18 protein-coding genes and 1 other RNA gene are annotated in these 23,774 nt (G+C 32.2%); 9 read left to right on the forward strand and 10 right to left on the reverse strand.

Annotated elements, in window-relative coordinates:
* Positions 1 to 6: 6 nt before the first annotated feature.
* The gene (gene radC / locus Q0663_RS07770) at positions 7 to 693 is read right to left on the reverse strand and encodes a DNA repair protein RadC (protein ID WP_299009019.1); all 687 of its coding nucleotides are present in this window, start codon (positions 691 to 693) and stop codon (positions 7 to 9) included.
* Between the two features lie 94 nt (positions 694 to 787).
* On the opposite strand from radC, the gene trkA reads away from it, so the two are divergent.
* On the forward strand, positions 788 to 2,134 hold the full coding sequence (gene trkA, locus Q0663_RS07775) for a Trk system potassium transporter TrkA (protein ID WP_299009021.1): 1,347 nt from the start codon (positions 788 to 790) through the stop codon (positions 2,132 to 2,134).
* The gene (locus Q0663_RS07780) at positions 2,134 to 3,633 is read left to right on the forward strand and encodes a TrkH family potassium uptake protein (RefSeq protein WP_299009023.1); all 1,500 of its coding nucleotides are present in this window, start codon (positions 2,134 to 2,136) and stop codon (positions 3,631 to 3,633) included. The genes trkA and Q0663_RS07780 overlap by 1 nt, the downstream gene beginning before the upstream one ends.
* 62 nt (positions 3,634 to 3,695) lie before the next feature.
* On the opposite strand, the gene murC is transcribed toward Q0663_RS07780, so the two are convergent.
* On the reverse strand, positions 3,696 to 5,048 hold the full coding sequence (murC, locus tag Q0663_RS07785; protein WP_299009024.1) for a Mur ligase family protein: 1,353 nt from the start codon (positions 5,046 to 5,048) through the stop codon (positions 3,696 to 3,698).
* A gap of 181 nt (positions 5,049 to 5,229) precedes the next feature.
* Between murC and Q0663_RS07790 the strand changes: the two genes are divergently transcribed.
* Together Q0663_RS07790 and Q0663_RS07795 are read left to right on the forward strand one after the other, a co-directional pair.
* Positions 5,230 to 11,802 carry an MG2 domain-containing protein gene (locus tag Q0663_RS07790; protein WP_299009027.1) on the forward strand — a complete coding sequence of 2,191 codons (6,573 nt, stop codon included), beginning with the start codon at positions 5,230 to 5,232 and terminating at the stop codon, positions 11,800 to 11,802.
* A 40-nt stretch (positions 11,803 to 11,842) separates the two neighbouring features.
* Complete coding sequence (locus Q0663_RS07795; protein ID WP_299009030.1) at positions 11,843 to 12,328, forward strand: hypothetical protein; 486 nt, start codon at positions 11,843 to 11,845, stop codon at positions 12,326 to 12,328.
* Positions 12,329 to 12,390: 62 nt separating this feature from the next.
* On the opposite strand, the gene Q0663_RS07800 is transcribed toward Q0663_RS07795, so the two are convergent.
* The 3 genes from Q0663_RS07800 to Q0663_RS07810 form a co-directional block, all read right to left on the reverse strand.
* Entirely contained in the window at positions 12,391 to 12,915 is a 525-nt protein-coding gene (locus Q0663_RS07800) for a DUF4136 domain-containing protein (RefSeq protein ID WP_299009033.1), read from the reverse strand.
* 101 nt (positions 12,916 to 13,016) lie between these two features.
* On the reverse strand, positions 13,017 to 14,501 hold the full coding sequence (locus Q0663_RS07805; RefSeq protein WP_299009035.1) for a S8 family serine peptidase: 1,485 nt from the start codon (positions 14,499 to 14,501) through the stop codon (positions 13,017 to 13,019).
* Between the two features lie 172 nt (positions 14,502 to 14,673).
* Positions 14,674 to 15,672 carry a M28 family peptidase gene (locus Q0663_RS07810; RefSeq protein WP_299009037.1) on the reverse strand — a complete coding sequence of 333 codons (999 nt, stop codon included), beginning with the start codon at positions 15,670 to 15,672 and terminating at the stop codon, positions 14,674 to 14,676.
* A gap of 107 nt (positions 15,673 to 15,779) precedes the next feature.
* Here Q0663_RS07810 and Q0663_RS07815 point away from each other — a divergent pair, with 107 nt between their 5' ends.
* Complete coding sequence (locus Q0663_RS07815; RefSeq protein WP_299009039.1) at positions 15,780 to 16,730, forward strand: transglutaminase domain-containing protein; 951 nt, start codon at positions 15,780 to 15,782, stop codon at positions 16,728 to 16,730.
* Here Q0663_RS07815 and Q0663_RS07820 read toward each other — a convergent pair whose 3' ends face one another.
* The 3 genes from Q0663_RS07820 to Q0663_RS07830 are packed head-to-tail and all read right to left on the reverse strand — an operon-like array spanning position 16,731 to position 18,578.
* Positions 16,731 to 17,099 (reverse strand): DUF1801 domain-containing protein, encoded by a 369-nt coding sequence (locus tag Q0663_RS07820; RefSeq protein WP_299009041.1) that lies wholly within the window; start codon positions 17,097 to 17,099, stop codon positions 16,731 to 16,733.
* A gap of 8 nt (positions 17,100 to 17,107) precedes the next feature.
* Complete coding sequence (locus Q0663_RS07825; RefSeq protein ID WP_299009043.1) at positions 17,108 to 17,329, reverse strand: DUF3820 family protein; 222 nt, start codon at positions 17,327 to 17,329, stop codon at positions 17,108 to 17,110.
* A 40-nt stretch (positions 17,330 to 17,369) separates the two neighbouring features.
* Positions 17,370 to 18,578, reverse strand: coding sequence for an NAD(P)-dependent oxidoreductase (locus Q0663_RS07830; RefSeq protein WP_299009045.1), 1,209 nt, complete (start codon positions 18,576 to 18,578; stop codon positions 17,370 to 17,372).
* A gap of 230 nt (positions 18,579 to 18,808) precedes the next feature.
* Between Q0663_RS07830 and ssrA the strand changes: the two genes are divergently transcribed.
* Positions 18,809 to 19,203, forward strand: a transfer-messenger RNA (tmRNA) gene (ssrA, locus tag Q0663_RS07835).
* A 268-nt stretch (positions 19,204 to 19,471) separates the two neighbouring features.
* Positions 19,472 to 21,613 carry a S46 family peptidase gene (locus Q0663_RS07840; protein WP_299009047.1) on the forward strand — a complete coding sequence of 714 codons (2,142 nt, stop codon included), beginning with the start codon at positions 19,472 to 19,474 and terminating at the stop codon, positions 21,611 to 21,613.
* 74 nt (positions 21,614 to 21,687) lie between these two features.
* Here Q0663_RS07840 and rpsU read toward each other — a convergent pair whose 3' ends face one another.
* Together rpsU and prfA are read right to left on the reverse strand one after the other, a co-directional pair.
* The gene (gene rpsU, locus Q0663_RS07845) at positions 21,688 to 21,876 is read right to left on the reverse strand and encodes a 30S ribosomal protein S21 (protein ID WP_099215259.1); all 189 of its coding nucleotides are present in this window, start codon (positions 21,874 to 21,876) and stop codon (positions 21,688 to 21,690) included.
* 304 nt (positions 21,877 to 22,180) lie between these two features.
* The gene (gene prfA / locus Q0663_RS07850; RefSeq protein WP_299009050.1) at positions 22,181 to 23,257 is read right to left on the reverse strand and encodes a peptide chain release factor 1; all 1,077 of its coding nucleotides are present in this window, start codon (positions 23,255 to 23,257) and stop codon (positions 22,181 to 22,183) included.
* A gap of 78 nt (positions 23,258 to 23,335) precedes the next feature.
* Between prfA and Q0663_RS07855 the strand changes: the two genes are divergently transcribed.
* Entirely contained in the window at positions 23,336 to 23,554 is a 219-nt protein-coding gene (locus tag Q0663_RS07855; protein ID WP_299009051.1) for a hypothetical protein, read from the forward strand.
* A gap of 31 nt (positions 23,555 to 23,585) precedes the next feature.
* On the forward strand, positions 23,586 to 23,765 hold the full coding sequence (locus Q0663_RS07860) for a hypothetical protein (RefSeq protein WP_299009053.1): 180 nt from the start codon (positions 23,586 to 23,588) through the stop codon (positions 23,763 to 23,765).
* Positions 23,766 to 23,774 lie beyond the last annotated feature (9 nt).

Raw genomic sequence — 23,774 nt, forward strand, 5'->3', positions numbered from 1 at the left:
CTACAACTATAAGATGCTTTCATCAGCAAAGCTAAAATACGCTTTTTCAGTAATAATTAAATGGTCTAGTAATTTAATATCTAAAGTCTCTCCTGCTCTCTTTATTTTTTGAGTTAACTCTATATCTGATTTACTAGGCTCTAATTTTCCTGAAGGATGGTTATGACATACAATCACCCCAAGAGATGATAATTCTAACCCTCTTTTATATAATAAACGGATGTCTACCAAAGTTGCCGTAAACCCGCCTTTACTTAATTGATGTTTTGCTAAAACTTTGTTTGAATTGTTTAAATATAATACCCAAAACTCTTCATGTTGCAAGTCGCCAATGAGTGGTTGCATAATTTTAGCCACATCTTTAGAACTACTTATTTTTGGTGTTACTGCCTTTTCTTTAAACTGTCTTCTTTTTCCAAACTCTAAAGCTGTAACTATTGATATAGCTTTCGCCTCTCCTATTCCTTTAAACTTCATTAATTCTTCTACAGATAGCTTTGCTAACGAACTTAAATCGTTGTTTACTGACAATAAAATTCTTTTAGCCAACCCCACAGCACTTTCCTCTCTATTCCCAGAACCTATTAAAATAGCTATTAATTCAGCATCTGACAAAGCTACTTTTCCTTTTAGTAATAACTTTTCCCTGGGTCTATCATCTAACGCCCATGATTTAATTGAAATCTTTTTCATCCTTTTTTTTCTTGGTAGATTTATAAAGATAACATTTTTTGCACAACCAAAAGAAGCACAGTATCTTTGCATTCAGTCTTTTTTAAATTTAACTATGAAGATTATAATAGCCGGGGCTGGAGACGTTGGTTTTCATTTGGCTAAACTCCTTTCTTACGAAGCTCAAGACACCTATGTAATAGATTTTGATGGTGAAAAGTTAGAATACTTAAACAATCACCTTGATGTCATTACAAAAAAAGGTGATGCAACCTCCATTAAGTTACTTAAAGAAATAGGCATTAATTCTGCTGACCTATTACTAGCTGTTACTGAGAGCCCTAACACAAACTTTACCATTTCAGTAATAGGTAAAGCACTAGGTGTTAAAAAAACTATCGCTAGAATTAGTAATCCAGAGTTTTTAGATAATCCTTGTATTAATTTTAAAGATTACGGTGTAGATTTTATGATTTCTCCTGAAGAATTAGCTGCGGAGGAAATCAAATCTCTTCTACATCAATCTTCTTTTAACGATACAGTTGCCTTTGAAAATGGTGCTTTTAATATCATGGGAACTACTCTAGGCTATAAATCCCCTATTCTTGATCTTACAGTAAAAGAAACAAAAGAAAAATATTGTTTAGTAGATTTTATTACCATAGCTATAAAGCGTGAAGGAACATCACAAACAATTATTCCAAGAGGTGATACCGAATATAAAATAAACGATCAGGTTTATTTTTCTGTTCCTAAATACAGTATTGATAAGCTTTACCCTATTATTGGTAAAAATCATATTGACATTACCAACGTAATGATTTTAGGAGGAAGTCGTGTTGGACGAAAAACAGCTAGAAAACTTTGTAAAGACAACTTTAAGGTGAAACTTATTGAAAAAGACAAAGACAAAGCTTTACAACTAGCTGAAGATCTTCGTAATACACTTGTTATTTACGGAGATGGTAGAGATTTAGAATTGTTAGAAGAAGAAAGTATTAGAGAAATGGATGCTTTTGTAGCTGTAACTGGCGACTCTGAAACCAATATCATGTCTTGCCTAGTAGCAAAATCAAAAGGAGTAAAAAAAACAGTTGCTTTGGTTGAGAATATGGACTATATAAATATTTCTCAAACTATAGGAATTGATACTCTAATTAATAAAAAATTAATTGCTGCTAGTAATATTTTTCGCCATATACGAAAAGGAGAAATTGTTGCCTTAGCCAACTTACATAATGTAGATGCTGAAGTTTTTGAATTTGAAGTAAAACCGAATGCAAAGGTCACTAAAAAAGTAATTCGAGAATTGCGTTTTCCTAGAGAAGCTATCATAGGAGGTGTAATTAGAAACGGTGAACCTTTAATGTCTTTCGGAGATTTTCAATTACAAAGCGAAGATAGAGCCATTGTTTTTTGTTTACCTGAAGCAATAACAATTGTAGAAGATTTATTTAACTAATGGGAAATCTTAATCTAAAATTAGTTTATCGTTTTTTAGGAGTTACAGCCATTTTAAACGGATTGTTTATGTGGTTAACAGTTCCTGTAAGTGTTTATTATAATGAAGCTGCTAAACTAGGAATCTTAAATGCAGGAATCATTACAATTACTCTTGGTACATTACTCTATTTTTTTAACAAACCAGACAACAATAATATTTATAAAAAAGAAGGATACCTTATTGTAACCCTTGGATGGCTAACATTATCTTTTACAGGAATGCTACCTTACTTACTTACGGGAAGTATTCCAAGTGTTACCAATGCTTTTTTTGAAACCATCTCAGGATACTCAACAACAGGTTCTTCTATTTTAACAGATATTGAATCAATGCCAAAAGGAATTTTATTTTGGCGTAGTGCTACGCATTGGATTGGGGGTATGGGAATCATTGTTCTTACTATTGCTATTTTACCATTATTAGGTATTGGTGGTATGCAGCTTTTTATGGCTGAGGCCCCAGGCCCTTCGGCAGATAAACTACATCCAAGAATTACAGATACTGCAAAACGCTTATGGTTAATTTACGTATTATTAACTGCTGTTGAATTTCTATTATTAAAAATAGCTGGTATGACTTGGTTTGATGCCATAAACCATGCAATGGCTACGGTAAGCACCGGTGGATTTTCAACCAAAAATGCAAGTGTTGCCCATTGGAACGACACTCCTCTAATTCAATATATCATCATCTTTTTTATGTTTATAGCAGGTACCAACTTTGTACTTACCTATTTTGCATTAAAAGGAAAAGTTAGAAAAGTTATACAAAGCGAAGAGTTTAAATACTATTTCTTCGGAATTATAGGTATTTCGGCTATCGTAGCACTTATGATTATCTTTTTTCAAGATCCTAATCTACAAACCAGTATAGTACATCCTAAAGTATGGGGAGAAGTAGAAAGTGCTATTCGCCACTCGTTATTCTCTGTAATTTCAGTAGTAACCACCACCGGTTTTGTTACTGCCGATTTTACTATGTGGAGCTTTTTTGTTACCGCAATATTTTTCTCTTTGTTCTTTTTAGGAGGTTCAGCAGGATCTACCTCTGGAGGGGTGAAAATTGTTCGTCATATTATTATGTTGAAGAACAGCTTTCTAGAATTTAAAAAATCACTACACCCTAATGCTATTATTCCTGTACGTTACGATGGTAAAGCAGTAAACCAAACGATTATATTTAATGTACTTTCATTTTTTATCCTGTACATGTTAATATTTATTATTGGTACAGTTATTCTAGCTCTTTTAGGGTTGGATATAAAATCTGCTTTAGGCGCTTGTGCTTCCTCTTTAGGAAATATCGGACCTGCTATAGGAAGTGTTAGTCCAGTAGATAATTTTAACCACCTATCTATGGGAGCAAAATGGTTCTGTTCTTTCTTAATGCTGATTGGACGTCTAGAGCTATTTACTGTGTTAATTTTATTAACTCCATTTTTCTGGAGGAAGAATTAAAAAAGGACTCATAATTCATAAAAAAGCTCGAATGACAAAATCATTCGAGCTTTTCTTTTTTGTTAAACCAAACTCTTAACTTCTTCAAAATCAAGCCCTCCATAATTACCAGAGCTCATTAATAATAAAGCAGTATTTTCGAGATTTTGACTAAATAAAAACTCTTTAAATTCCTGCGGATTTGTATATATAATCAGATCATCTCGCTCAAAAGCATTGGCTATTTGTGCTTCAGAAACTTCTTCTAGTTGTTTAATTTTTACCGCATGTGGAGAATAAAACACCACTGCTTTATCTGCTTTATCTAAAGCTCCTTTATATTCTGATAAAAACTCAGCATTTAAACTCGAATAGGTATGTAATTCTAAACATGCTAACAAAGTTCTATCCGAATATTGATTCTTAACCGCAGCTGTAGTTGCTGCAACTTTAGATGGTGAATGTGCAAAATCTTTAAACACAACTGACGAAGAATTTTCAGCAATCTTTTCTAAACGTTTGCTTGCTCCTTTAAAACTGGCAATTGCTTCATAAAACTCATCTTCATCAATTCCCATGTGTTGACAAATCCACTTTGCCCCAGCTAAGTTTTGTAAATTATGATCTCCAAAAATTTCTAACGGTAAATCTCCTTCAGAAGTTTCTAAATGAGTTGTTCCGTTATCAATAAAATAATCAGGAGTATCGTATGGATACTTCTTTATCGGATGAGTTGAACTTTCTACAACTTCTTTTAAAATGGCATCTTCCTCATTATATACCATGATTCCTCCATTTGTTAAAGAATCAGTAAAAATCTTGAACTGTTCTACATAGTTTTCAAATGTTGGAAACACATTGATATGATCCCACGCAATTCCACTTAACAATGCAATATTGGGTTTGTATAAATGAAACTTCGGACGCATATCTATCGGCGAACTCAAATATTCATCTCCTTCTAACACAATAAATTCATTTTCCTCTGTCAAGTGTACCATGGTATCAAAGCCTTCTAATTGTGCTCCCACCATATAATCTACTTCTCTTTCATGATAATTCAATACATGTAAAATCATAGAAGTTATGGTTGTTTTCCCATGTGAACCACCAATAACTACACGAGTTTTATCTTTAGATTGTTCATATAAAAACTCTGGATACGAATAAATTTTCACTCCCAGTTCCTGCGCTTTTAATAACTCAGGATTGTCTTTTTTTGCATGCATTCCTAAAATTATAGCATCTAAATCGGTAGTAATTTTTTCTGGAAACCAACCAAATTCTTCTGGCAACAACCCTTTATTTGCTAAACGAGTTTTTGATGGATCGTGAATTGTATCATCGCTTCCTGTTATTTGGTATCCTTTTTGTTGTAATGCGATTGCTAGGTTATGCATTGCGCTACCTCCGATAGCTATAAAGTGAATTTTCATAGTATTGTTATCTGTGATATAGGCATCAAAAATACAAAACCAAGCGAGAAATTTAAGTATCTTTAAATCGAAACTCTTTAAATAGCTATATTCACTCACTCAAATGCTATTATTACAAACTTTAACTTGTAATAAATTGACTTTTTTTAGTGTTTTGTATTTATAAATGAATAATCACGTTATGAAAAAATTGACCTCTATTTTGCTACTAATTTTATTTTCAACCATAGTAAACGCTCAAGAAAACTATAAAGATTTATGGGAAAAAGTAAATCAATTTGAGTTGGATAATCTACCTAAATCAGCTTTAAAAGTTGTTGAAAGTATTTATGAAAAGGCAGAAAAAAGTAACAACTCACCTCAAATTATAAAATCGCTCTTTTATAAAAGTAAATATTCATTGACTTTAGAGGAAGACGCACAATTGAAAATTATCAATCAATTCAAACAACAAATTGATAAAAGTAATTTTCCTACCAAGAATGTACTCGAAAATATTTTAGCTAACTTGTATTGGCAATACTTCAATCAAAACAGATGGAAGTTTTACAATCGAACACAAACGGAGCAAAAAGTTGATGGAAACGATTTTAGAACATGGGATTTAGACACGCTTTTTGCTGAAATTCACTGTCATTATCAAAATTCTTTACAAAATGAAACACTACTCCAAAAAGTAGACATATATGAGTTTGGAGAAATTATACATGCTGTTAAAGATTCTAAAAAATTTCGTCCTACCCTATTCGATTTTTTAGCGCATAATGCCTTAGAGTTTTATAAAACTACTGAAACCAACATAACAAAACCTGCCTATCAATTTAAAATTGATGAAGCAAAATATATTAGTGATGTTAAAACATTTTCTAACTTAAATCTTACTACTGAAGATGATTCATCACTACAATTCAATGCTTTAAAAATTTATCAAAGCCTACTTTCTTTTCATTTAAAAAATAACAATCTAGAAGCTTTGGTTGATGCTGATATGCAACGACTTCATTTTGTAAATCAGCATGCTACTTATAACAACAAACAAGAGTTGTTGCTACAAACCTTAAAAACATCAGTAAACAACTATAAAAACAACGAAGTAAGTGGTTTGTATCAATATGAAATTGCTAAAATTTACACTCAACAGGCCAATTCATATCAAGCTAATAAAAACGAAGATATTCGTTTTAAAAATCGAGAAGCTTTAGCTATTTGCAATAAAGTAATTGAACAATTTTCTGAAAGTATTGCCGCTAAAAAATGTAAAACTTTACAGCAACAAATCAAATTAGAATCATTAACTCTTCTTTCAGAAAAATTTGTTCCAATAAACAAGCCTTCAAGAATATTAGTTACTTACAACAACATTGACAAACTACATTTTAATGCTTATAAAATTACTACTAAACAGTTAGAAGAGCTTCAAAAAATTTATAAAAACGAAGAGAAAATCAACTTTATAAAAAAGCTACAAAAAACTGCTTCTTGGAATAGTGCTTTACGAAACGAAAAAGACTATTTACAACATACGACTGAAGTTGTTCTTCCAAAATTAACTCAAGGAAATTATTTAATCGTAGCGCATAAAAATGCTACTTTTAATACTTCTGACCTATACGCTACCGCCAACTTACAAGTAACCAATCTAGTATTGGTTGAAAACAACAATAACGGTATCAGAACCTATCAAGTAGTAGATAGAAACACAGGGAAACCAATTAAAAATGCTGATTTACTATTGCAAAATAAGCAACGTAGACACGGAAAATCAATTCATAAAAAATTAACAACCGATAAAAATGGTTTTGCTAGTTATAAAAGTAATGACAACTTTAGCAATGTATATATTACAGTAACTACAAAAAATGATTCTGCTATTTTTGGAAATTACTACCTATACAAATACCACGAAACATCTGATGTTGAAGAAGAAGAGGAAGATATAAATATCAAACCTTTTATTTTCACGGATAGAAGCATTTATCGCCCAGGTCAAACAGTATATTTTAAAGCTATTTTTATTCAGCAAAAAGGAGAAACTTCAAAACCATTTACCAATGAATATATACAAATCACACTAAACGATGTGAATGGTCAAGAAGTAAAAACATTAGACCTTAAATTAAACGAATATGGTTCTGCTTCTGGAGAGTTTATACTCCCTAACAACGGATTAACTGGCGAATATTCATTTTCTATTGATGAAAGTGAAAAACGAGAAAGTAAATTTTATAACAATGCATATTTTTCTTTTACCCAAGAAGAATACATTACTCCTATTTCAGTTGAAGAATACAAACGACCAAAGTTTAAAACTGAGTTTAAACCTATTACCAAAACTTATAAGGTAAACGACAGCATTACTGTACACGGATTCGCCAAAGCATTTTCTGGAACAAACATTACCGATGCTAAAGTAGTATATCGAGTGCATCGTAAAGTGCAATATCCTAATTGGTGGTATTGGCGTAGACCTCAACTTATTTCAGAAGCACAAGAAATTACGCATGGAGAATTGACAACCGATGCCCAAGGAAACTTTTCAATCACTTTCAAAGCCTTACCCGATGAAAGTGTAGACAAAGAAAGTCTTCCTGTTTTTGAATATGAAATCACTGCTGATATTACCGATATTAATGGTGAAACTCGTTCTGCCACTTCTATCGTAAAAGTTGGATATCATTCCTTGCTTGCTTCAATAGTAGCTCCTTCAACAATAGATAAATCGGACAAGGAAACTACCCTTAAAATCTCTAGTAAAAATTTGAATGGAGAATTTGTTCCTGCAGAAGGAAACCTTAAAATATACAAACTACAAGCTCCTAAAAGTCCCTTACGTAGCAGACCATGGAGTACTCCTGATTATCAAGATATTTCTGAAGCTGAATTTAGAAAATTGTTCCCTCACGATGCTTATACCAAAGAAGAAGAAAATCCTGAAACTTGGAAACAAGGTACATTGGTTTTTGAACAAGCTTTTGATACGCAAAAATCAAAAGAAATTATCTTAAAAAATTATTCAAAATGGATTTCTGGAAAGTATGTTATCATATTAAACTCCAAAGATAAATTTGGACAAGATGTTACCGATAAAGCTCGTTTTACATTAACAAAAAGAGCTGAGAAAAGTGTAAGCGATAATCAATTATTTATTTACAATACAGACAAACCGAGTTACAAATCTGGTGATAATGTTGAATTACAAATTGGTTCTGCTTCAAAAGATGTAACTGTGGTTATTCAAATAGAAAAGAACCATAAAATTGTAAAAACAAAACTTGTTCATTTAAATAATGATTTAAAAACAATCAAAATTCCAGTTACCAAAGAAGATATTGGTGGATTTGCCATCAAATACTATTTTGTGAATTATAACAGTTTTTTAAGCGGAACGATTCCTATTTCTGTACCAAACAAACAAGAAACAATTACCATTGAAACCAATACGTTTAGAGACAAATTACAACCTGGAGCTGAGGAAACTTGGAGTTTCACTATTAAAAATGATAAAAACAACAAAGTAGCTGCAGAAGTATTGGCGAGTATGTACGATACTTCTTTAGATGAATTCAAAGCACATAATTGGCAATTCAATCCAATTACAACTTCAACCTATTATTCTTACGGAAGCAATGCAAATGCTTACCAAAGTTTTGGCAATGAACATTTCAGAATTTTTAATGTAAATTACCCTAACAGGTATTATTCAACGCAACAATACGATCGCTTAAATTGGTTTGGGTTTAGCTTTAATAATCATCGTTGGGTTCAAAAACGTTTTGTTCAACGACTTGCAGAAACTCAAAAAAGTACAAGAAAAGATTATGATAAAATTATAACAGGAACTGTTCAAGACGAAACAGGACCTCTTCCTGGTGTTACTGTGTTAGTTAAAGGAACATCCTTTGGAACTGAGACTGATTTTGATGGAAAATATTCTATCAAAGTTAAAAATGGTGATGTTCTCGTTTTCAGTTTTGTTGGAATGAAAACTGAAGAGCGACAATTAAATGAATCTTCAATAGTAATTCTTACTTCAGACAACTTATTAGAAGAAGTAGTTACTGTGGCTTACGGAACAACAAATGATCAGCCTTATGCTGCTCTAAAAGGTAAAGTAGCAGGTATTGAAATAGTAGAAAGCCAAGAAGAAGCTGATAGTGTCGTTAGAATTCGAGGAAATGCTTCGGCAACCGGTAAAAACACTCCTATCTACATCGTAGATGGAAAAGTTATTGATTCATTTAATATCTCTAGTAACGATATTGTATCTTCCACTGTTTTAAAGGCTAATGAAGCCATTGCTTTATATGGTGAAAAAGCAAAATTTGGTGCTATTGTTATTATTACAAAAAATGATCAATCAAAAATAGATAATGAATTGGCTAATGTAAAAGCTAGAAAGAACCTTCAAGAAACAGCATTTTTCTATCCGCATTTAACTACTGATAAAAATGGAGATGTAACCTTTAGCTTTACCACTCCTGAATCGTTAACACGATGGAAATTACAATTACTAGCACACACAAAAGAATTACAGTCAGCTACCAAAACATTAACTACTGTTACCCAAAAAGAGTTAATGGTAATGCCTAATGCTCCTAGATTCTTGAGAGAAGGAGATCAAATTACTTTTAGTACTAAAATTACTAATATCTCTGATAAAAACTTAAAAGGTACAGCGCAACTTGTACTAACCGATGCAATTACTGGAAAGGAAATTAATTTACTAGCTAATTCTTCTAAAAATAAATCATTTAGTATTGTTTCAAATGGAAACACACAAGTTTCTTGGAACTTAGCTATTCCTGACACCTATCAGGCAATTCAATATAAAGTAATTGCCAAGGCAGGAGATTTTTCTGATGGAGAACAAAATGTGTTACCAGTATTATCAAACCGAATGTTGGTTACTGAAACCTTGCCTATGTGGGTTCGTTCTAATGAAACTAAAACATTCACGTTTGATAAATTAAAAAATAGCACTTCTAGTTCTTTAAAGAACCATAAACTTACTTTAGAAATAACTTCAAATCCAGCTTGGTATGCTGTGCAAGCTTTACCGTATTTAATGGAATATCCATACGAATGTAGTGAGCAAACCTTTGCACGTTATTATGCGAATACCTTGGCTAGTCATATCGCAAATTCAACCCCAAGAATACAAGAGGTGTTTAATGCATGGAAATCTTCAGATGCTTTGCTAAGTAACTTAGAAAAGAATCAAGAGTTAAAGTCGTTGATTATCCAGGAAACTCCTTGGTTGCGAGATGCGCAATCAGAAACAGAACAAAAGAAACGCATTGCCTTGTTGTTCGATTTAAATAAAATGAAAAACGAACAACAAAAAGCGATTAACAAGCTTACAGAAATACAGCTAAACAATGGCGGATTCCCTTGGTTTAAAGGAAGTGATAATCCTAATGTTTATATCACAAATCATATTGCTACCGGTTTTGGACATTTACAAAAATTAGGCGTTACCAAAATAGATAACTCTACAAAAAAGATGCTTGTGGATGCTATCCACTTTTTAGATCTAGAAATTGAAGAAGTTTATAAAAAGTTATTAGAAAGTGCTGAACGTATTAAAGCTGAAAAAGGGCAAAAAAAATACGAAGAGTACTTAGAGAAAAATCACCTGAGTTATTTTATCATTCAGTATTTATACATGCGTTCTTTTTATAAAGACATTAACATGAGTGACAAAACCAAAGTTGCTGTTGAATACTATAAAAATCAAACAAAAAACTATTGGAAAGAGTTTAATTTATACGGAAAAGGACAAATCGCATTGCTTCAATTTAGAAGCGGAAATACTTCCGTAGCTAATAAAATTACAGCTTCGTTAAAAGAAAACAGTATTACTTCAGAAGAATTAGGAATGTATTGGAAAGAAAACAAACCTAGTTGGTATTGGTATCAAGCCCCTATTGAAACCCAATCGTTGTTAATTGAAGCTTTTTCAGAAATTGAAAATAATACTGAGACTATTGATAACTTAAAAATATGGCTACTAAAAAATAAACAAACCAACCGTTGGAAAACTACCAAAGCAACTACTGAAGCTGTATATGCATTATTATTACAAGGTAGTGATTGGATTTCAGTAACTGATATGGTGGATGTAAAAGTTGGAGAGAAAACAATCAATCCTTCTAAATTAGAAAACACAAAAGTTGAGGCGGGTACTGGTTATTTTAAAACCTCTTGGAATGGTTCTGAAATTACTCCTGAAATGAGTACAGTAAGCATCACTAAAAAAGGAAAAGGTATTGCTTGGGGTGGCTTATATTGGCAGTATTTTGAAGATTTAGATAAGATTACCTCTGTTAAAAATCCGTTAAACTTGAATAAGAAATTATTCAAAAAAATTAACACTAACACAGGAAAAAAGCTACAAGAAATCACCAAAGAAACCCAGCTAGAAATTGGAGACTTAATAACTGTTAGAATAGAGCTTCGTTCAGACAGAGATATGGAGTTTGTACACATGAAAGATATGCGAGCTAGTGGTGTTGAGCCAATTAACGTATTATCGCAATACAAATGGCAAGATGGTTTGGGCTATTATGAAAGCACAAAAGATGCTGCAACAAATTTCTTTTTTGAACGTTTACCTAAAGGAGTATATGTGTTTGAGTATGATGTACGTGTAAATAATGCAGGAAACTTTAGTAACGGAATCACCACTATTCAGAGTATGTATGCCCCTGAATTTACTAGTCATTCAAAAGGAGAAAGATTACTAATTAAATAAAATAACTATCTTAGCAACACATAACACAAAATTAAAAATTATGAAAAAATTATTTTTATTCATTGGTTTTTTAACCCTTTCGTTTTTTACAGCAAATGCCCAAGAAATTGCTGATAATGCTATTGGTCTTCGTTTAGGAGATGGAGATGGTTTTGGAGCTGAAATTTCTTACCAACGTAGATTAAGCGACAACAACCGTTTAGAACTTGACTTAGGTTTAAGAAGTGGTAATGGCTATGATGGTTTTAAACTAGCAGGTCTATACCAATGGGTTTGGCAATTAGACGGTCGATTCAACTGGTATGCAGGTGTTGGTGGTGGTCTTGGGTCTTATAGTTTTGATAACCCTCGTCCTAATGGTGATGATAGTGAAACATTTATTTTTGCTGCAGGAGATGTTGGTATTGAATACAATTTCGATATTCCTTTAATGCTTTCTTTAGATGTAAGACCAGAGTTTGGTTTTGGTGATTATAGAGATGATTTAGATTTTGATATTGCTTTAGGTATCCGTTACCAATTCTAAACCATTATTGAACAATAATAAAAAAACCTCCAAAAATTTGTTTTGGAGGTTTTCTTTTTTAGTTATTTCTCATTTTGAGGCGGATAGTTATTGATTACTTTACCAACTACTTTTTGAAAATGTAATTTCTTTTGTTCTGGAGTCGCTTTTTCTCTTATTTCACTAGTAACAATTCCTTGCCATATTAACTGGTTGTCTTTACTTTCAACAAAATCAATGGTTAACTGCTGATTTATTTTTCTACTTTCAATAGGGATACCTCCTGAAATTCCAAAACCAACGTTTCTTCCTCCACTTCCTAAGCCAACACCTATTGTATTTCTATTAAGAGATTCTCGTTCCTCAGCTAAAATATTAATATACATATCTGGGGTTTCAGTTAATCGCAGTCCTTTGGCTTCCAAAGCAGTCGTTATTTCATAAGTGACTCTTTTTACATCTAATTCATTTAAGCCTTTACCTGCATCTTCAAAAAAATTGAAGGTTTTATACTGACTAAAATCTGTTTGGCTATCGTAATCATATACCACTTTAGAAGAGGCACAACCAATAATAATTAACAGAAAAAAATATTTGTAATACTTCATATATAAATTCTTTACAGTTTACTTAATCAAAAACTATACCTCATAAAAATACAAAAAGCCTCGTGTAAACGAGACTTTTTCTAAGGTTAGTTAGTTGATTTTTATTGAACTGCTTTTAAAGCATCAATATTTCCATACCCAAACTCTGAATGTTTATTTGGATAAAAATCAGCGGATTCTTTCATTTTTTGTAAAACTTGTTCTCGTGACCAAGAAGGATTTTTAGCCCATACTAACGCTGCAATACCAGCAGTTGTTGCTGTTGCTACAGATGAACCTCCTACATAATTTGCTTGTCCATCATAATAACTCAATACAGGAATTTTATTATCTGTTCCGTTAGTACGTTGCATTTGTACCGTAAAATCTATTTGTGATCCCGTATGACATACATTACACTTACTATATTGTCCTTCTTTAACACCTGTTACCGCAACAGTTTCAGACATACTTGCAGGAAAAATTACTCCATACCAAGTAGTAAACGAAGTAGACGTACCTCCTGCAGCTAATACCATTTTTCCTCTACTATGTGCATACTTTACAGCATCAGAAACATTACCTATACTAAACGGGTATCCTAATGACATAGAAATTACTTTTACGTCACTTCTGTTTGCCAAAGCTGTTAACGCTTCTACAATTCCTCTTTTTTCATGGTAATCATCAATAACTACATTTTCTACCGCTCTGTATGTTACTAAATTGGCATTATAAGCAACTCCTACAGGTAAATTATCATTATTTCTAGGTGCAGTTGCAACCGCTGCCATTTTTGTTCCGTGACCACATTTGTCGTTTACTCCATCATAATTATTAGACCACGCCCACCAAGAATCTACAAACGTTCCATATTTCTGAACTGTTCTTCCTGATGAATATCCATCATTAAAATATTGATTCATCCAACGTTGCTCAGGTGATAAACCAGAATCTACAATCGCTACCGTTACCCCGGCTCCTGTGCTATAATTCCACGCTTGCGGAATGTTATGTGCATCAAAAGACCAAGGAACTCTTGCCCCTGGTGATACCGTACGATAATCGCTTGTATTTAATGTAGCAGTACCATAACCACATCCTGAAGAACCTGATGAACTTGACTTAGCTTGAGCAGTTGACTCAAAAAAACTATATCCTCCTGGTTCTATATAACGAACTCTACTATCTTTTAATAAGACATTTATTGTTTCCTTGTTAGTAACTCTAATATCTAATACATTAATATTTTCATTTACATACAATTCAGTTTCTCCCTTAGCAGAAGTTGATTCAAAGCTTTTTACTAAGGTTAGTAACTCATCTTTTATATTAGTACTTTCTTCACTCTTCGCATAATTGTTTTTTGAAGTACCATAACCAATTGTTAAGATATTTTCTCCATGATTTACTGCACTCCATATAGTATGAGCATCTTGCGACATCCAATTAAAGTCTCCTGTATTTTCTAAAGATGTATTAATTATTGCATTGATTTCTTTTTTAGAAAGCATTTCCTGCTCTTGTGTTGGTTCTAATGTTTCATCATTATTAGAACATGAAAACATAGTTAAAACAACCGTTAGACTTAAAAGTTTTTTTTTCATTTTCGAAGGGATTTAAATTAAAACTTTTCGAATATAGTAAAATTTTAATACAATTTTAACACTTTAAATAATTTAACATACACATAATTAACGTTTTACTAAAAACACAACACCTAATCCCAATAAAAAAAGGAGCTCATGGCTCCTTCTTTACTTTAAGTTTTCAATATGTTTACTCCATCTTTACTCTAGTAGGTGTGTCTTTTCCTTCAATAATGCTTTGTGTTCCCCTAGCTACTGCTTTAACTGTTTCTGTTAACACTGTCATGTTTAACGTTTCAGCCTCATCTGTTACTTTGTGATAATCGGTATCAATGTCAATAGGAGTGGTTGAAAATGTATGAGACGGCACCCCTAAACGTGCTAATGATGCGTTATCTGATCGTAAGAACAATTGAAATTTAGGGTATGGATCTGGAAACAACTGGTATCCTGAACCTTCTAAATTCTTTTGGATAATTCTTCCGAAGTCAGATTTATCAAAACCAGTTAACCATGCTGTTTTTGGTCCTGTTTTTGGTTCCTTTCCTATTAACTCTAAATTAATTCCAGCTACAAATTTATCGGCATCAATTCCTTTTCCGAAATACTCAGAACCTACTAAGCCCATTTCTTCTGCTGTAAAACACACAAATAAAATACTACGTTCATTTACTCCTTTTTTAGCATAGTACTCTGCTAAAGATAATACACCAGTTACTCCTGAAGCATCATCGTTTGCTCCGTTAAAAATACGATCACCTTCTCCATCTTCTTTCATCCCTAAATGATCGTGATGAGCAGACACTATAATAAATTCGTCTTTTTTAGATTTCCCTTCTAATAAACCTATAATGTTACTCATTTTAATACCTTTATACTCAAAATTTTGACGATAGGTAGTTAATGTATCAAAAGTTTTTAAACCAATTCTTTTATATTCATTTTCTATATACTGAGTCGCTTTTTCCATACCCTCAGTTCCTGGTTTTCTACCTTCCATTTCGTCAGAAGCCAATGTGTACAAATGCTTTTTCACCATTACAGAATCTATAACAGCTTCCTTGTTTTCATTTTTCTCAACTACTTCTTCAATATTCATAGTAAGCTGATTATTGCTACTTTTTGTTTGCTTACATGATACTAAAAATACTACACTTACAAGTGCTAACGGATATAAAATTTTTTTCATTCTTTATTTATTTAAAAGTCTAAATATAGCTAAATTAATTTCTTACTCTAAAGTACTTAAATTTGTAGGCGTGATTTTTGTTTAATACAGTTGTTTTTAATTCATATATGAAACAACTTCTTTTTTTATTCTTTCTAGCTACTACTATCGTAAGTGCACAAGACTTTTCTTTAATTGAAGAGAAAGTAAATGGGTATTCTAAATTTAGTAAAGTAGAAAATCTAGCTCAACAGATAGCAAACGATTTTAAAACTGAAGAACAACAAGTACAGGCTGCGTTTTATTGGCTTGCTCATAACATACAGTATGATTTGGATGCATACTATTGTCCTAAAAACAAACGAATTTCTTTTAGGTACAGGAATGAGCAAGAAAAGTTAGATAAACTACAGGCTATAAAAGACAATATTGTTAACCAAACTCTATTAACTCGTAAAGCAGTTTGTGAAGGTTATGCACAAACTTTTGCTAAAATATGCTCTATACTTCAAATTGAAAATGAAGTTATAAAAGGCTATATCAGAAATTCGTCAAATGATATAGCAAAACCTAAAACCAACTCAAATCATGCTTGGAACGCTGTTAAAATGGATGGTAAATGGATTTATATTGATGCCACCTGGGCAGCTGGAGTTGTAAATAATAACAGATGGCAACCTTTATTTAATGCTTACTACTATAACATTCCTAAAGAAAAATACTTTAGAACACATTTTCCTGAAAAAACACTCTGGCAATTAAGAGCTGGTAGAATGGATAAAAAAGACTTTTACAATCAGCCAATTTACGATGCTGCTTTCTTACAATCTAACTTAGAGCTAATTTTACCTTTAAAAGGGATATTAGACAAAAACGCTACTATTAAACTAAAAATTAAAAACGTACACCCTAATCAATCAATTTTCTTTGGATATAGTGGATATCGATATGCTGTTAAACCTGATAAAATATCTACTAAAAATAATATTACTACAGTTACAACAACTCCTCTTGAAAATAGCAAACAGCTATTTTTAATTATAGATAAGGAGGTGATGCTTGAGTTTTTGATTCAATAATTATTTCCTCCAAAAACCTTTATGATTGTGTTTTGCTACTTCTCCTATAACTTGTAGCAGTATTTCTTCGTTAATTTCTTCTATTGATGAATAACGAAGTGATTTTACCACTGCTCTTCCTTCTGAAACTAAAAAAGCATCAAAATCTTGCAAAATACCTTTTGCCCAGAAGCCAACATCAACGAAACCTTTTTTATAGGATGCATTCATATAGCACAATTGCTTACCATTCATATAATATACTGGTATTTTCCATTTGTATTTTAATTCTAAATTTTGAAAATTCCCTTCTATCAGTACTTGTAAATGCAGTAAAACAGACTTGAATGGCTCGGGTTGTTTGAGTATGTACTCTTCTGCTGGTTTCATACATAAATTTAAGAAACTCGACGAATTTTCCTCAAAATATCTTCTAGTCCGTTTAACTTTAACTCGTAAACTAGCTCTAACATAGTACCCAACTTACCTTTAGGAAACCCTTTGTTTTTATACCAAACAATATAATATTCAGGAATTTCAATTAAATACGTTCCTTTATATTTACCAAAAGGCATTTTCATGTTTGCTGTGTCGATTAAAAACTGTTTATCTGGTATCATCTTAAATAAAAAATCCCGCCGAAGCGGGAGTTATTAAGTGTTATTCTTTTCCGTCTACGTAATCCTGCAAATATGCATAACGTTCGGTTAATTTACCAGTATTTGTTGTCATTTTTGATCGAGCTAAAATTCCGTCTTTATCATCATTATAAAATGCTGGAATTACATGCTCTAAAAACATTTCTCCAAAACCTTCACTTGCATCTTTTGGTAGCTCACAAGGTAAATTATCAACCGCCATTACTGTAATGGCTTTTTCATCTTTAAAATCAATTTCTGATTCTGTTTCTGGGTTGTAACCGTAAATAGGGTCAGCAATTGTTGACGCACGAAGTGTTGTTGCTACTGGGCCATCAATATCACATGAAATATCTGCTACATACTTTATTCTAAACTCAGGGTGTTTTGCATCTTCACGTGTAAATAAATACGGAGCTCCATCTCCATAAAAATGTCCCGCGATAAAGAAATCAGTTTGTTTCGCATACGCCATAAAATTACTTTCGTACCCTGTTGGATCTTTATAAAATTCAAACTTATCTCCTACTTTACCATCTTTTCGTTTGGCGTACTCCATTACATCGGCTATACAATACACAGGTTCAGTAAACTCACTTGTTAAATACAAAGCATCACTTACTTGTTTAATTTGTAAATGATCTAAAATTTCTTGAGCTCCTTTTGCTACTTTTCCTGTTCCTGTTAGTAAAATTTTAATGTTCGGTAAAGTAATTTTATCCAATTCAACTTTTACAGCATCTAAATCGGGTAAGGTTTCTACTTTGGGTAAGTTGAACAATCCTTCACGTATGCCTAAGGCTCTAAAACCATTATAAGCACCTACCAAACCTGCATAACGACCAAAACCAATTAAACGAGCTCCATTTTCTTCAATAATGGTTTCATGATCAAACATTTCTATATTTCTATCAAGCATTGCTTTTAACAACTTACGATTATATGGTTGCTTTTTAATCGTATGACTGAAGAAAAAATATTTTTTATTTGGAATTAAATTGTCTACAGGAACTTCTTTTACTCCTAATAACACATCACAATCAGAAACATCATTGGTTACTTCAAAACCTGCTTTTGTGTAAGCCTCATCAGAAAAAACTCGGATATCAGAACTTTCCACGACTATTTCTGCTTGAGGAAACTGTTCTTTAAACTCTTGCAATTTTTCTGGAGAAAACACAACTCTTCTATCTGGTGGATTTTTACGTTCTTTAATAATTCCGAATTTCATAATTGACCTTTGTATTAAAATTAAACAATTTTACATATAATGTTATAGTTTATAACAATTGCAGCGAAAATACTTGTTTTAAAATGATTTTACAAGTAGTATTTTTTTATATTTGCATCTTCTTGTTTCGACAGTATTGTTTTATATTGCTGTTAAACGAAATTGCATAGAATTACAAAGATTATCTGGTATATTTTTTGCATAAGTACTTATAGCATCTTTGACATATTGGGGACGACTGGTTTTGACAGCAAGATTAGTGAAAATGTAAGCATACCGAGGAGTGAAATGATAACTCGTTAAACTTATTTCAACCATTTAAACGGCGAAGATAACTACGCTTTAGCTGCATAATCTGAATTAACAGTAAGATTTGCCTCGGCGCACAAGGTGCGCAAGCTAAATGTCCACGAAAAGCCTTGGTTTACGGCGTTTCACTTTTGGGCATCGTAAAAGTAAACATAGAAAACTTAGGGCTTCGATAGGTTTTCGAAACTAAAGAAGATAAGTTAAGATTGGGCAGTTTTTGGTCAGGTCTTAATCGAAAATTAAACAAAAACTAAGTATGTAGAAAGCCTTTGAGCTACTTGTTTGGACCCGAGTTCGATTCTCGGCGTCTCCACAAATAAACCCTTATAAACTCAGTGTTTGTAAGGGTTTTTATTTTTAATTCAAAAAAGCTCATCTCTAACTATCAATACTGTTAAAATTATTCTAAAATAACTTAGATATTCCTTCATTTTTTAACGTTTCCCCTTCTTACACTAAATGAATTATTGAGTATTTTTACGAGCTGATTCTTTAATTGATTAAAGAACTTAATGTTTTTTAAAAGAAGATATTCTAAACAAAAAAACAAAATCAACTTAATTTTTTATTATTCAAATTATATTATGAAAAAAACAAGTCTTTTTTTAATTGCTTTTTTAACCTTGCTACCTACTTCATTGTTTGCCAATGAAGGGATGTGGTTTTTAATGCATATTAAACGTTTAAACGAACGTGATATGCAAAAAATGGGACTTCAGTTAACTGCAGAAGAAATTTACAGCATTAACAACCAAAGCCTTAAAGATGCTATCGTTCAATTTAACGGTGGTTGTACAGCTAGTATTATTTCTGATAACGGATTAGTACTTACAAATCACCACTGTGGTTATAACGCCATTGCAGAATTATCTTCTGAAGAACAGAATCACCTTAAAAATGGGTACTGGGCTAAAACATTAAAAGACGAGCTTAAACCAGAAAGTCTTTTTGTAAGATTCTTTGTGAGAATGGATGACGTTTCTAAACGTATTTTAGCTAAAGTAAACGATTCTATGACAGAAAAAGAACGTGAAGCTGCTATTAACAAAGAAATTGCAAAAATAGAACAAGAAAATAATGAAGGTGGTAAATACACTGTTTCTGTACGTTCTTTTTTCCAAGGAAATGAATATTACTATTTTGTATATGAAGATTATAAAGATGTACGATTAGTAGGTACACCTTCTGATAAAGTTGGTAAATACGGTGGAGACACTGATAACTGGGAATGGCCACGTCATACAGGAGACTTTTCTTTATTTAGAGTCTATGCAGATGCAGAAGGAAACCCTGCAGAGTATTCTGAAAATAACGTACCGCTAAAAGCAAAATACCATTTACCTGTTAATATTAAAGGGGTAAAAGAGAATGATTTTGCAATGATTTTAGGTTATCCTGGTAGAACAAACCGTTGGATGCCTGCAGAAGGAATTGAGCAAAACGTAAATTACGCATATCCTGCTTGGGTAGAAGGTTCTAAACTTAGCATGGATGTAATGAAAAAATACATGGATAAAGATGCTTCAATAAACTTAATGTATGCATCTCAATATGCTGGGATAGCCAATTACTGGAAAAATAGACAAGGTATGATTGATGCTTTAACAGCTCATAAAACTGCTGAGGCTAAACGTAAAGTTGAAAAAAAATTTGACAAATGGGCTAACAAAAAGTCTAACAAAGCAACTTACGGAGATGTTGTTACTAACATCAACAATTACTACAGCTTGACCAACAACAAAGCAAAACACGACAACTACTTAATGTTATTATTACGTTCTAGTAAATTTGCAGTTTTACCATATCGAATAGGTAAAGGATTAGAATCTTATATTGATGCTAACGAAGCTGCTCGTAAGAATTTAATGCCTAGATTGAACGCTTTTATAGAAAGTAATTACGCAAATTATCATTTACCTTTAGAAAAAGAAATTTTAGCAGAACAACTAAAGTTATATTCAGCTAAAGCAAATTACGAATTACCAGAGATTGTAGCTAAAATTGCTAAGGATGGTAATTTTAACGACTACGTAAATTCTATTTTCGAATTAAGTATTTTTACATCTAAAGAGCGTGCTACGGCTTTCTTAAAATATCCAAATAAAGAGTTATTAATTAACGATCCTTTGTACATCCTATCATCTCAATTACTAGGCAAATACAGAGAGCAACCTGAAAACTTAGTACAGCCATTAAACGATTACCAAAAATCATTTAGACTATTAGTAGATGGTTTACGTAAGTCTGGTCTAAGCAACATTAAATATCCAGATGCTAACTCTACTTTACGTTTAACTTACGGAAAAGTAAGAGCTTTACCTAAAGACCCTAGAAACGACGCTAGTATTAACAACTACACAACGTTAAAAGGAATGGTTAAAAAATATAAGCCAAACGATAGCGAGTTTGATTTATCTAAAGATATGCTAGATATCTATGAGAAAAAAGATTACGGAAGATATGCTAACAGTAAAGGTGAATTACCTGTAAACTTCTTATCTGACAATGATATCACAGGAGGAAACTCTGGTTCACCAGTTTTAAACGGAAAAGGTGAATTAATCGGTTTAGCTTTTGATGGTAACATCGAAGCTATGGCTGGTGATGTTATTTTTGACAAAAACCTACAACGTACTATCAATGTAGATATCAGATATGTACTTTGGTTAATTGATAAGTATGCTGGTGCTAAACGTATTGTAGACGAGTTAACTATTGTAGAATAATATAAACCATTAGTAAACAACACAAAAAGCGCAACCAATTTGGTTGCGCTTTTGTATTTTATATAGCTATACTACTATTCTTCTTTAAATAATTGCTCTTTATAAGCCGCTTTTTGAATTTGTGCTCTTCTGGTTACAGAAGGCTTAGTGTATTGCTTTCTTTCTCTTAACTCTTGTAATACTTTTACATTTCTAAACTTACGCTTGTAACGTTTTAAGGCTCTATCGATATTTTCACCTTCTTTTACAACTATTCTTAACATACTACTATAAGGTTTTATTATTAGACATACTTTAAGTCATATAAATTACAGTATAACACTACACATAGCATGAACTATGATTTACATGATAATTATTTTTAGATTAAAAATTCTATTGAAAACGCTTTGTAAAGCAACTGAAGACTATGGGATCTGATGGCTACAGAAAAATAGTATAAAGACTTGTAGATTTTCTCCTAAAAAGGACAGAACATTAATATTGTGCAAAGATATGTTTTATTTATCGGCTCTACAAGAATTTGAGACATTAAAAAAGGCGCTACCAGTTGGTAACGCCTTTTTATTAAATTGTTTCTCCTAATTCTTTTAACTTAGAAGTGTTTTCTGCGAGCATTAACTCGTCTATTATCTTTTGAATATCACCGTTTACAATATTCGATAAATCGTATAAAGTCAATCCGATTCTGTGGTCTGTTACACGTCCTTGTGGATAGTTATAGGTTCTAATTTTTGCAGAACGGTCACCTGATGTTACCATCGAACCACGCTTTGCTGCATCAGCCTCTTGCTTTTTTGCTAATTCTAAATCGTATAAACGAGAACGTAATACTTTAAACGCTTTCTCTTTGTTTTTATGCTGCGATTTTTGATCTTGACATTGCGCCACTAACCCTGTAGGAATATGTGTTAAACGTACCGCTGAATATGTCGTGTTTACCGACTGACCTCCTGGTCCTGATGAACAGAAATAATCAATACGTACATCTTTTGGATTAATTTCTACATCAAACTCTTCTGCCTCTGGGAATACCATACAAGTAGCTGCTGATGTATGTACACGTCCTTGAGTTTCTGTTTGAGGTACACGCTGCACACGGTGCACACCTGCTTCAAACTTTAAGGTTCCATATACATCTTCCCCTGTAACTTCAAACTGAATTTCTTTAAATCCACCATTAGTCCCTTCAGAAAAATCTACTGTAGATACTTTCCATCCTTTGCTTTCGCAGTATTTGGTGTACATACGGTATAAGTCTCCTGCAAAAATACTTGCCTCATCTCCTCCTGTTCCTGCACGTAATTCTACTACCGCATTTTTTGCATCTTCAGGGTCTTTTGGAATTAGTAAAAACTTAATCTCTTCTTCCAATTGTGGAATTCGAGTTTTCGCTTCGTCCATTTCCATTTTAGCCATTTCAACCATTTCCGCATCCGATCCGTCAGCAATGATTTCCTTAGCTTCTTCAATATTGTTTAATAAAGTTTTGTACTCGTCTGCTTTTTTTACAACCTTTCCTAAATCTTTATATTCTTTATTTAATTGTACATAACGTTTTTGATCAGAAATAACATCTGGTTGGATGATTAAGTCTGAAACTTCATCATAACGTTGTTTAACTATCTGTAATTTATCTAGCATAGTATCTTTTCTTGGGGTGCGAATTTACGATTTTTTATCGAATTTTATTCATAACTTTAATTCATTAAGGCTTTTGTTATGCGAATTTTAATCTTATTTTTTACTTGTACACTACTTTTTTCTTGCCTACAAGAAAAGAAAATTAAAAAACCTACTTGGCTGTTTGGTAAATGGAAACGTATTTATAACGAAGCTAAAAAAAGAACTTACGAGTTTTGGGAAAATGATTTTTCTGGAATTGGTTTTTCCTTACAAAAAAACGATACTGTATTTAAAGAAGTCTTACATCATTACTAAAAATGATTCTTTGTTTTTACAGGTTACAGGCGTGAATGAAACCTCGACATTAGTTGCTTTTACACAACAAACTGATACTTCTTTTACTGCGGAAAACAAACTAAACGAATTCCCTAAAACAATACAATACTGGAAAGAAAACAATCTACTAAAAGCTAACGCTAGTAACGATGAGTTTTCAATTGATTTTGTATTTGAAAAAATGAAATAAAAAAATCCT

The organism is uncultured Tenacibaculum sp. (assembly GCF_947504135.1).
GTDB lineage: Bacteria > Bacteroidota > Bacteroidia > Flavobacteriales > Flavobacteriaceae > Polaribacter.

What these genes read in the sequence shown, in the direction of transcription:
- radC (WP_299009019.1), bottom strand. Translation starts at nt 693, where the DNA reads ATGAAAAAGATTTCAATTAAATCATGGGCGTTAGATGATAGACCCAGG.
- trkA (WP_299009021.1), top strand. Translation starts at nt 788, where the DNA reads ATGAAGATTATAATAGCCGGGGCTGGAGACGTTGGTTTTCATTTGGCT.
- Q0663_RS07780 (WP_299009023.1), top strand. Translation starts at nt 2,134, where the DNA reads ATGGGAAATCTTAATCTAAAATTAGTTTATCGTTTTTTAGGAGTTACA.
- murC (WP_299009024.1), bottom strand. Translation starts at nt 5,048, where the DNA reads ATGAAAATTCACTTTATAGCTATCGGAGGTAGCGCAATGCATAACCTA.
- Q0663_RS07790 (WP_299009027.1), top strand. Translation starts at nt 5,230, where the DNA reads ATGAAAAAATTGACCTCTATTTTGCTACTAATTTTATTTTCAACCATA.
- Q0663_RS07795 (WP_299009030.1), top strand. Translation starts at nt 11,843, where the DNA reads ATGAAAAAATTATTTTTATTCATTGGTTTTTTAACCCTTTCGTTTTTT.
- Q0663_RS07800 (WP_299009033.1), bottom strand. Translation starts at nt 12,915, where the DNA reads ATGAAGTATTACAAATATTTTTTTCTGTTAATTATTATTGGTTGTGCC.
- Q0663_RS07805 (WP_299009035.1), bottom strand. Translation starts at nt 14,501, where the DNA reads ATGAAAAAAAAACTTTTAAGTCTAACGGTTGTTTTAACTATGTTTTCA.
- Q0663_RS07810 (WP_299009037.1), bottom strand. Translation starts at nt 15,672, where the DNA reads ATGAAAAAAATTTTATATCCGTTAGCACTTGTAAGTGTAGTATTTTTA.
- Q0663_RS07815 (WP_299009039.1), top strand. Translation starts at nt 15,780, where the DNA reads ATGAAACAACTTCTTTTTTTATTCTTTCTAGCTACTACTATCGTAAGT.
- Q0663_RS07820 (WP_299009041.1), bottom strand. Translation starts at nt 17,099, where the DNA reads ATGAAACCAGCAGAAGAGTACATACTCAAACAACCCGAGCCATTCAAG.
- Q0663_RS07825 (WP_299009043.1), bottom strand. Translation starts at nt 17,329, where the DNA reads ATGATACCAGATAAACAGTTTTTAATCGACACAGCAAACATGAAAATG.
- Q0663_RS07830 (WP_299009045.1), bottom strand. Translation starts at nt 18,578, where the DNA reads ATGAAATTCGGAATTATTAAAGAACGTAAAAATCCACCAGATAGAAGA.
- Q0663_RS07840 (WP_299009047.1), top strand. Translation starts at nt 19,472, where the DNA reads ATGAAAAAAACAAGTCTTTTTTTAATTGCTTTTTTAACCTTGCTACCT.
- rpsU (WP_099215259.1), bottom strand. Translation starts at nt 21,876, where the DNA reads ATGTTAAGAATAGTTGTAAAAGAAGGTGAAAATATCGATAGAGCCTTA.
- prfA (WP_299009050.1), bottom strand. Translation starts at nt 23,257, where the DNA reads ATGCTAGATAAATTACAGATAGTTAAACAACGTTATGATGAAGTTTCA.
- Q0663_RS07855 (WP_299009051.1), top strand. Translation starts at nt 23,336, where the DNA reads ATGCGAATTTTAATCTTATTTTTTACTTGTACACTACTTTTTTCTTGC.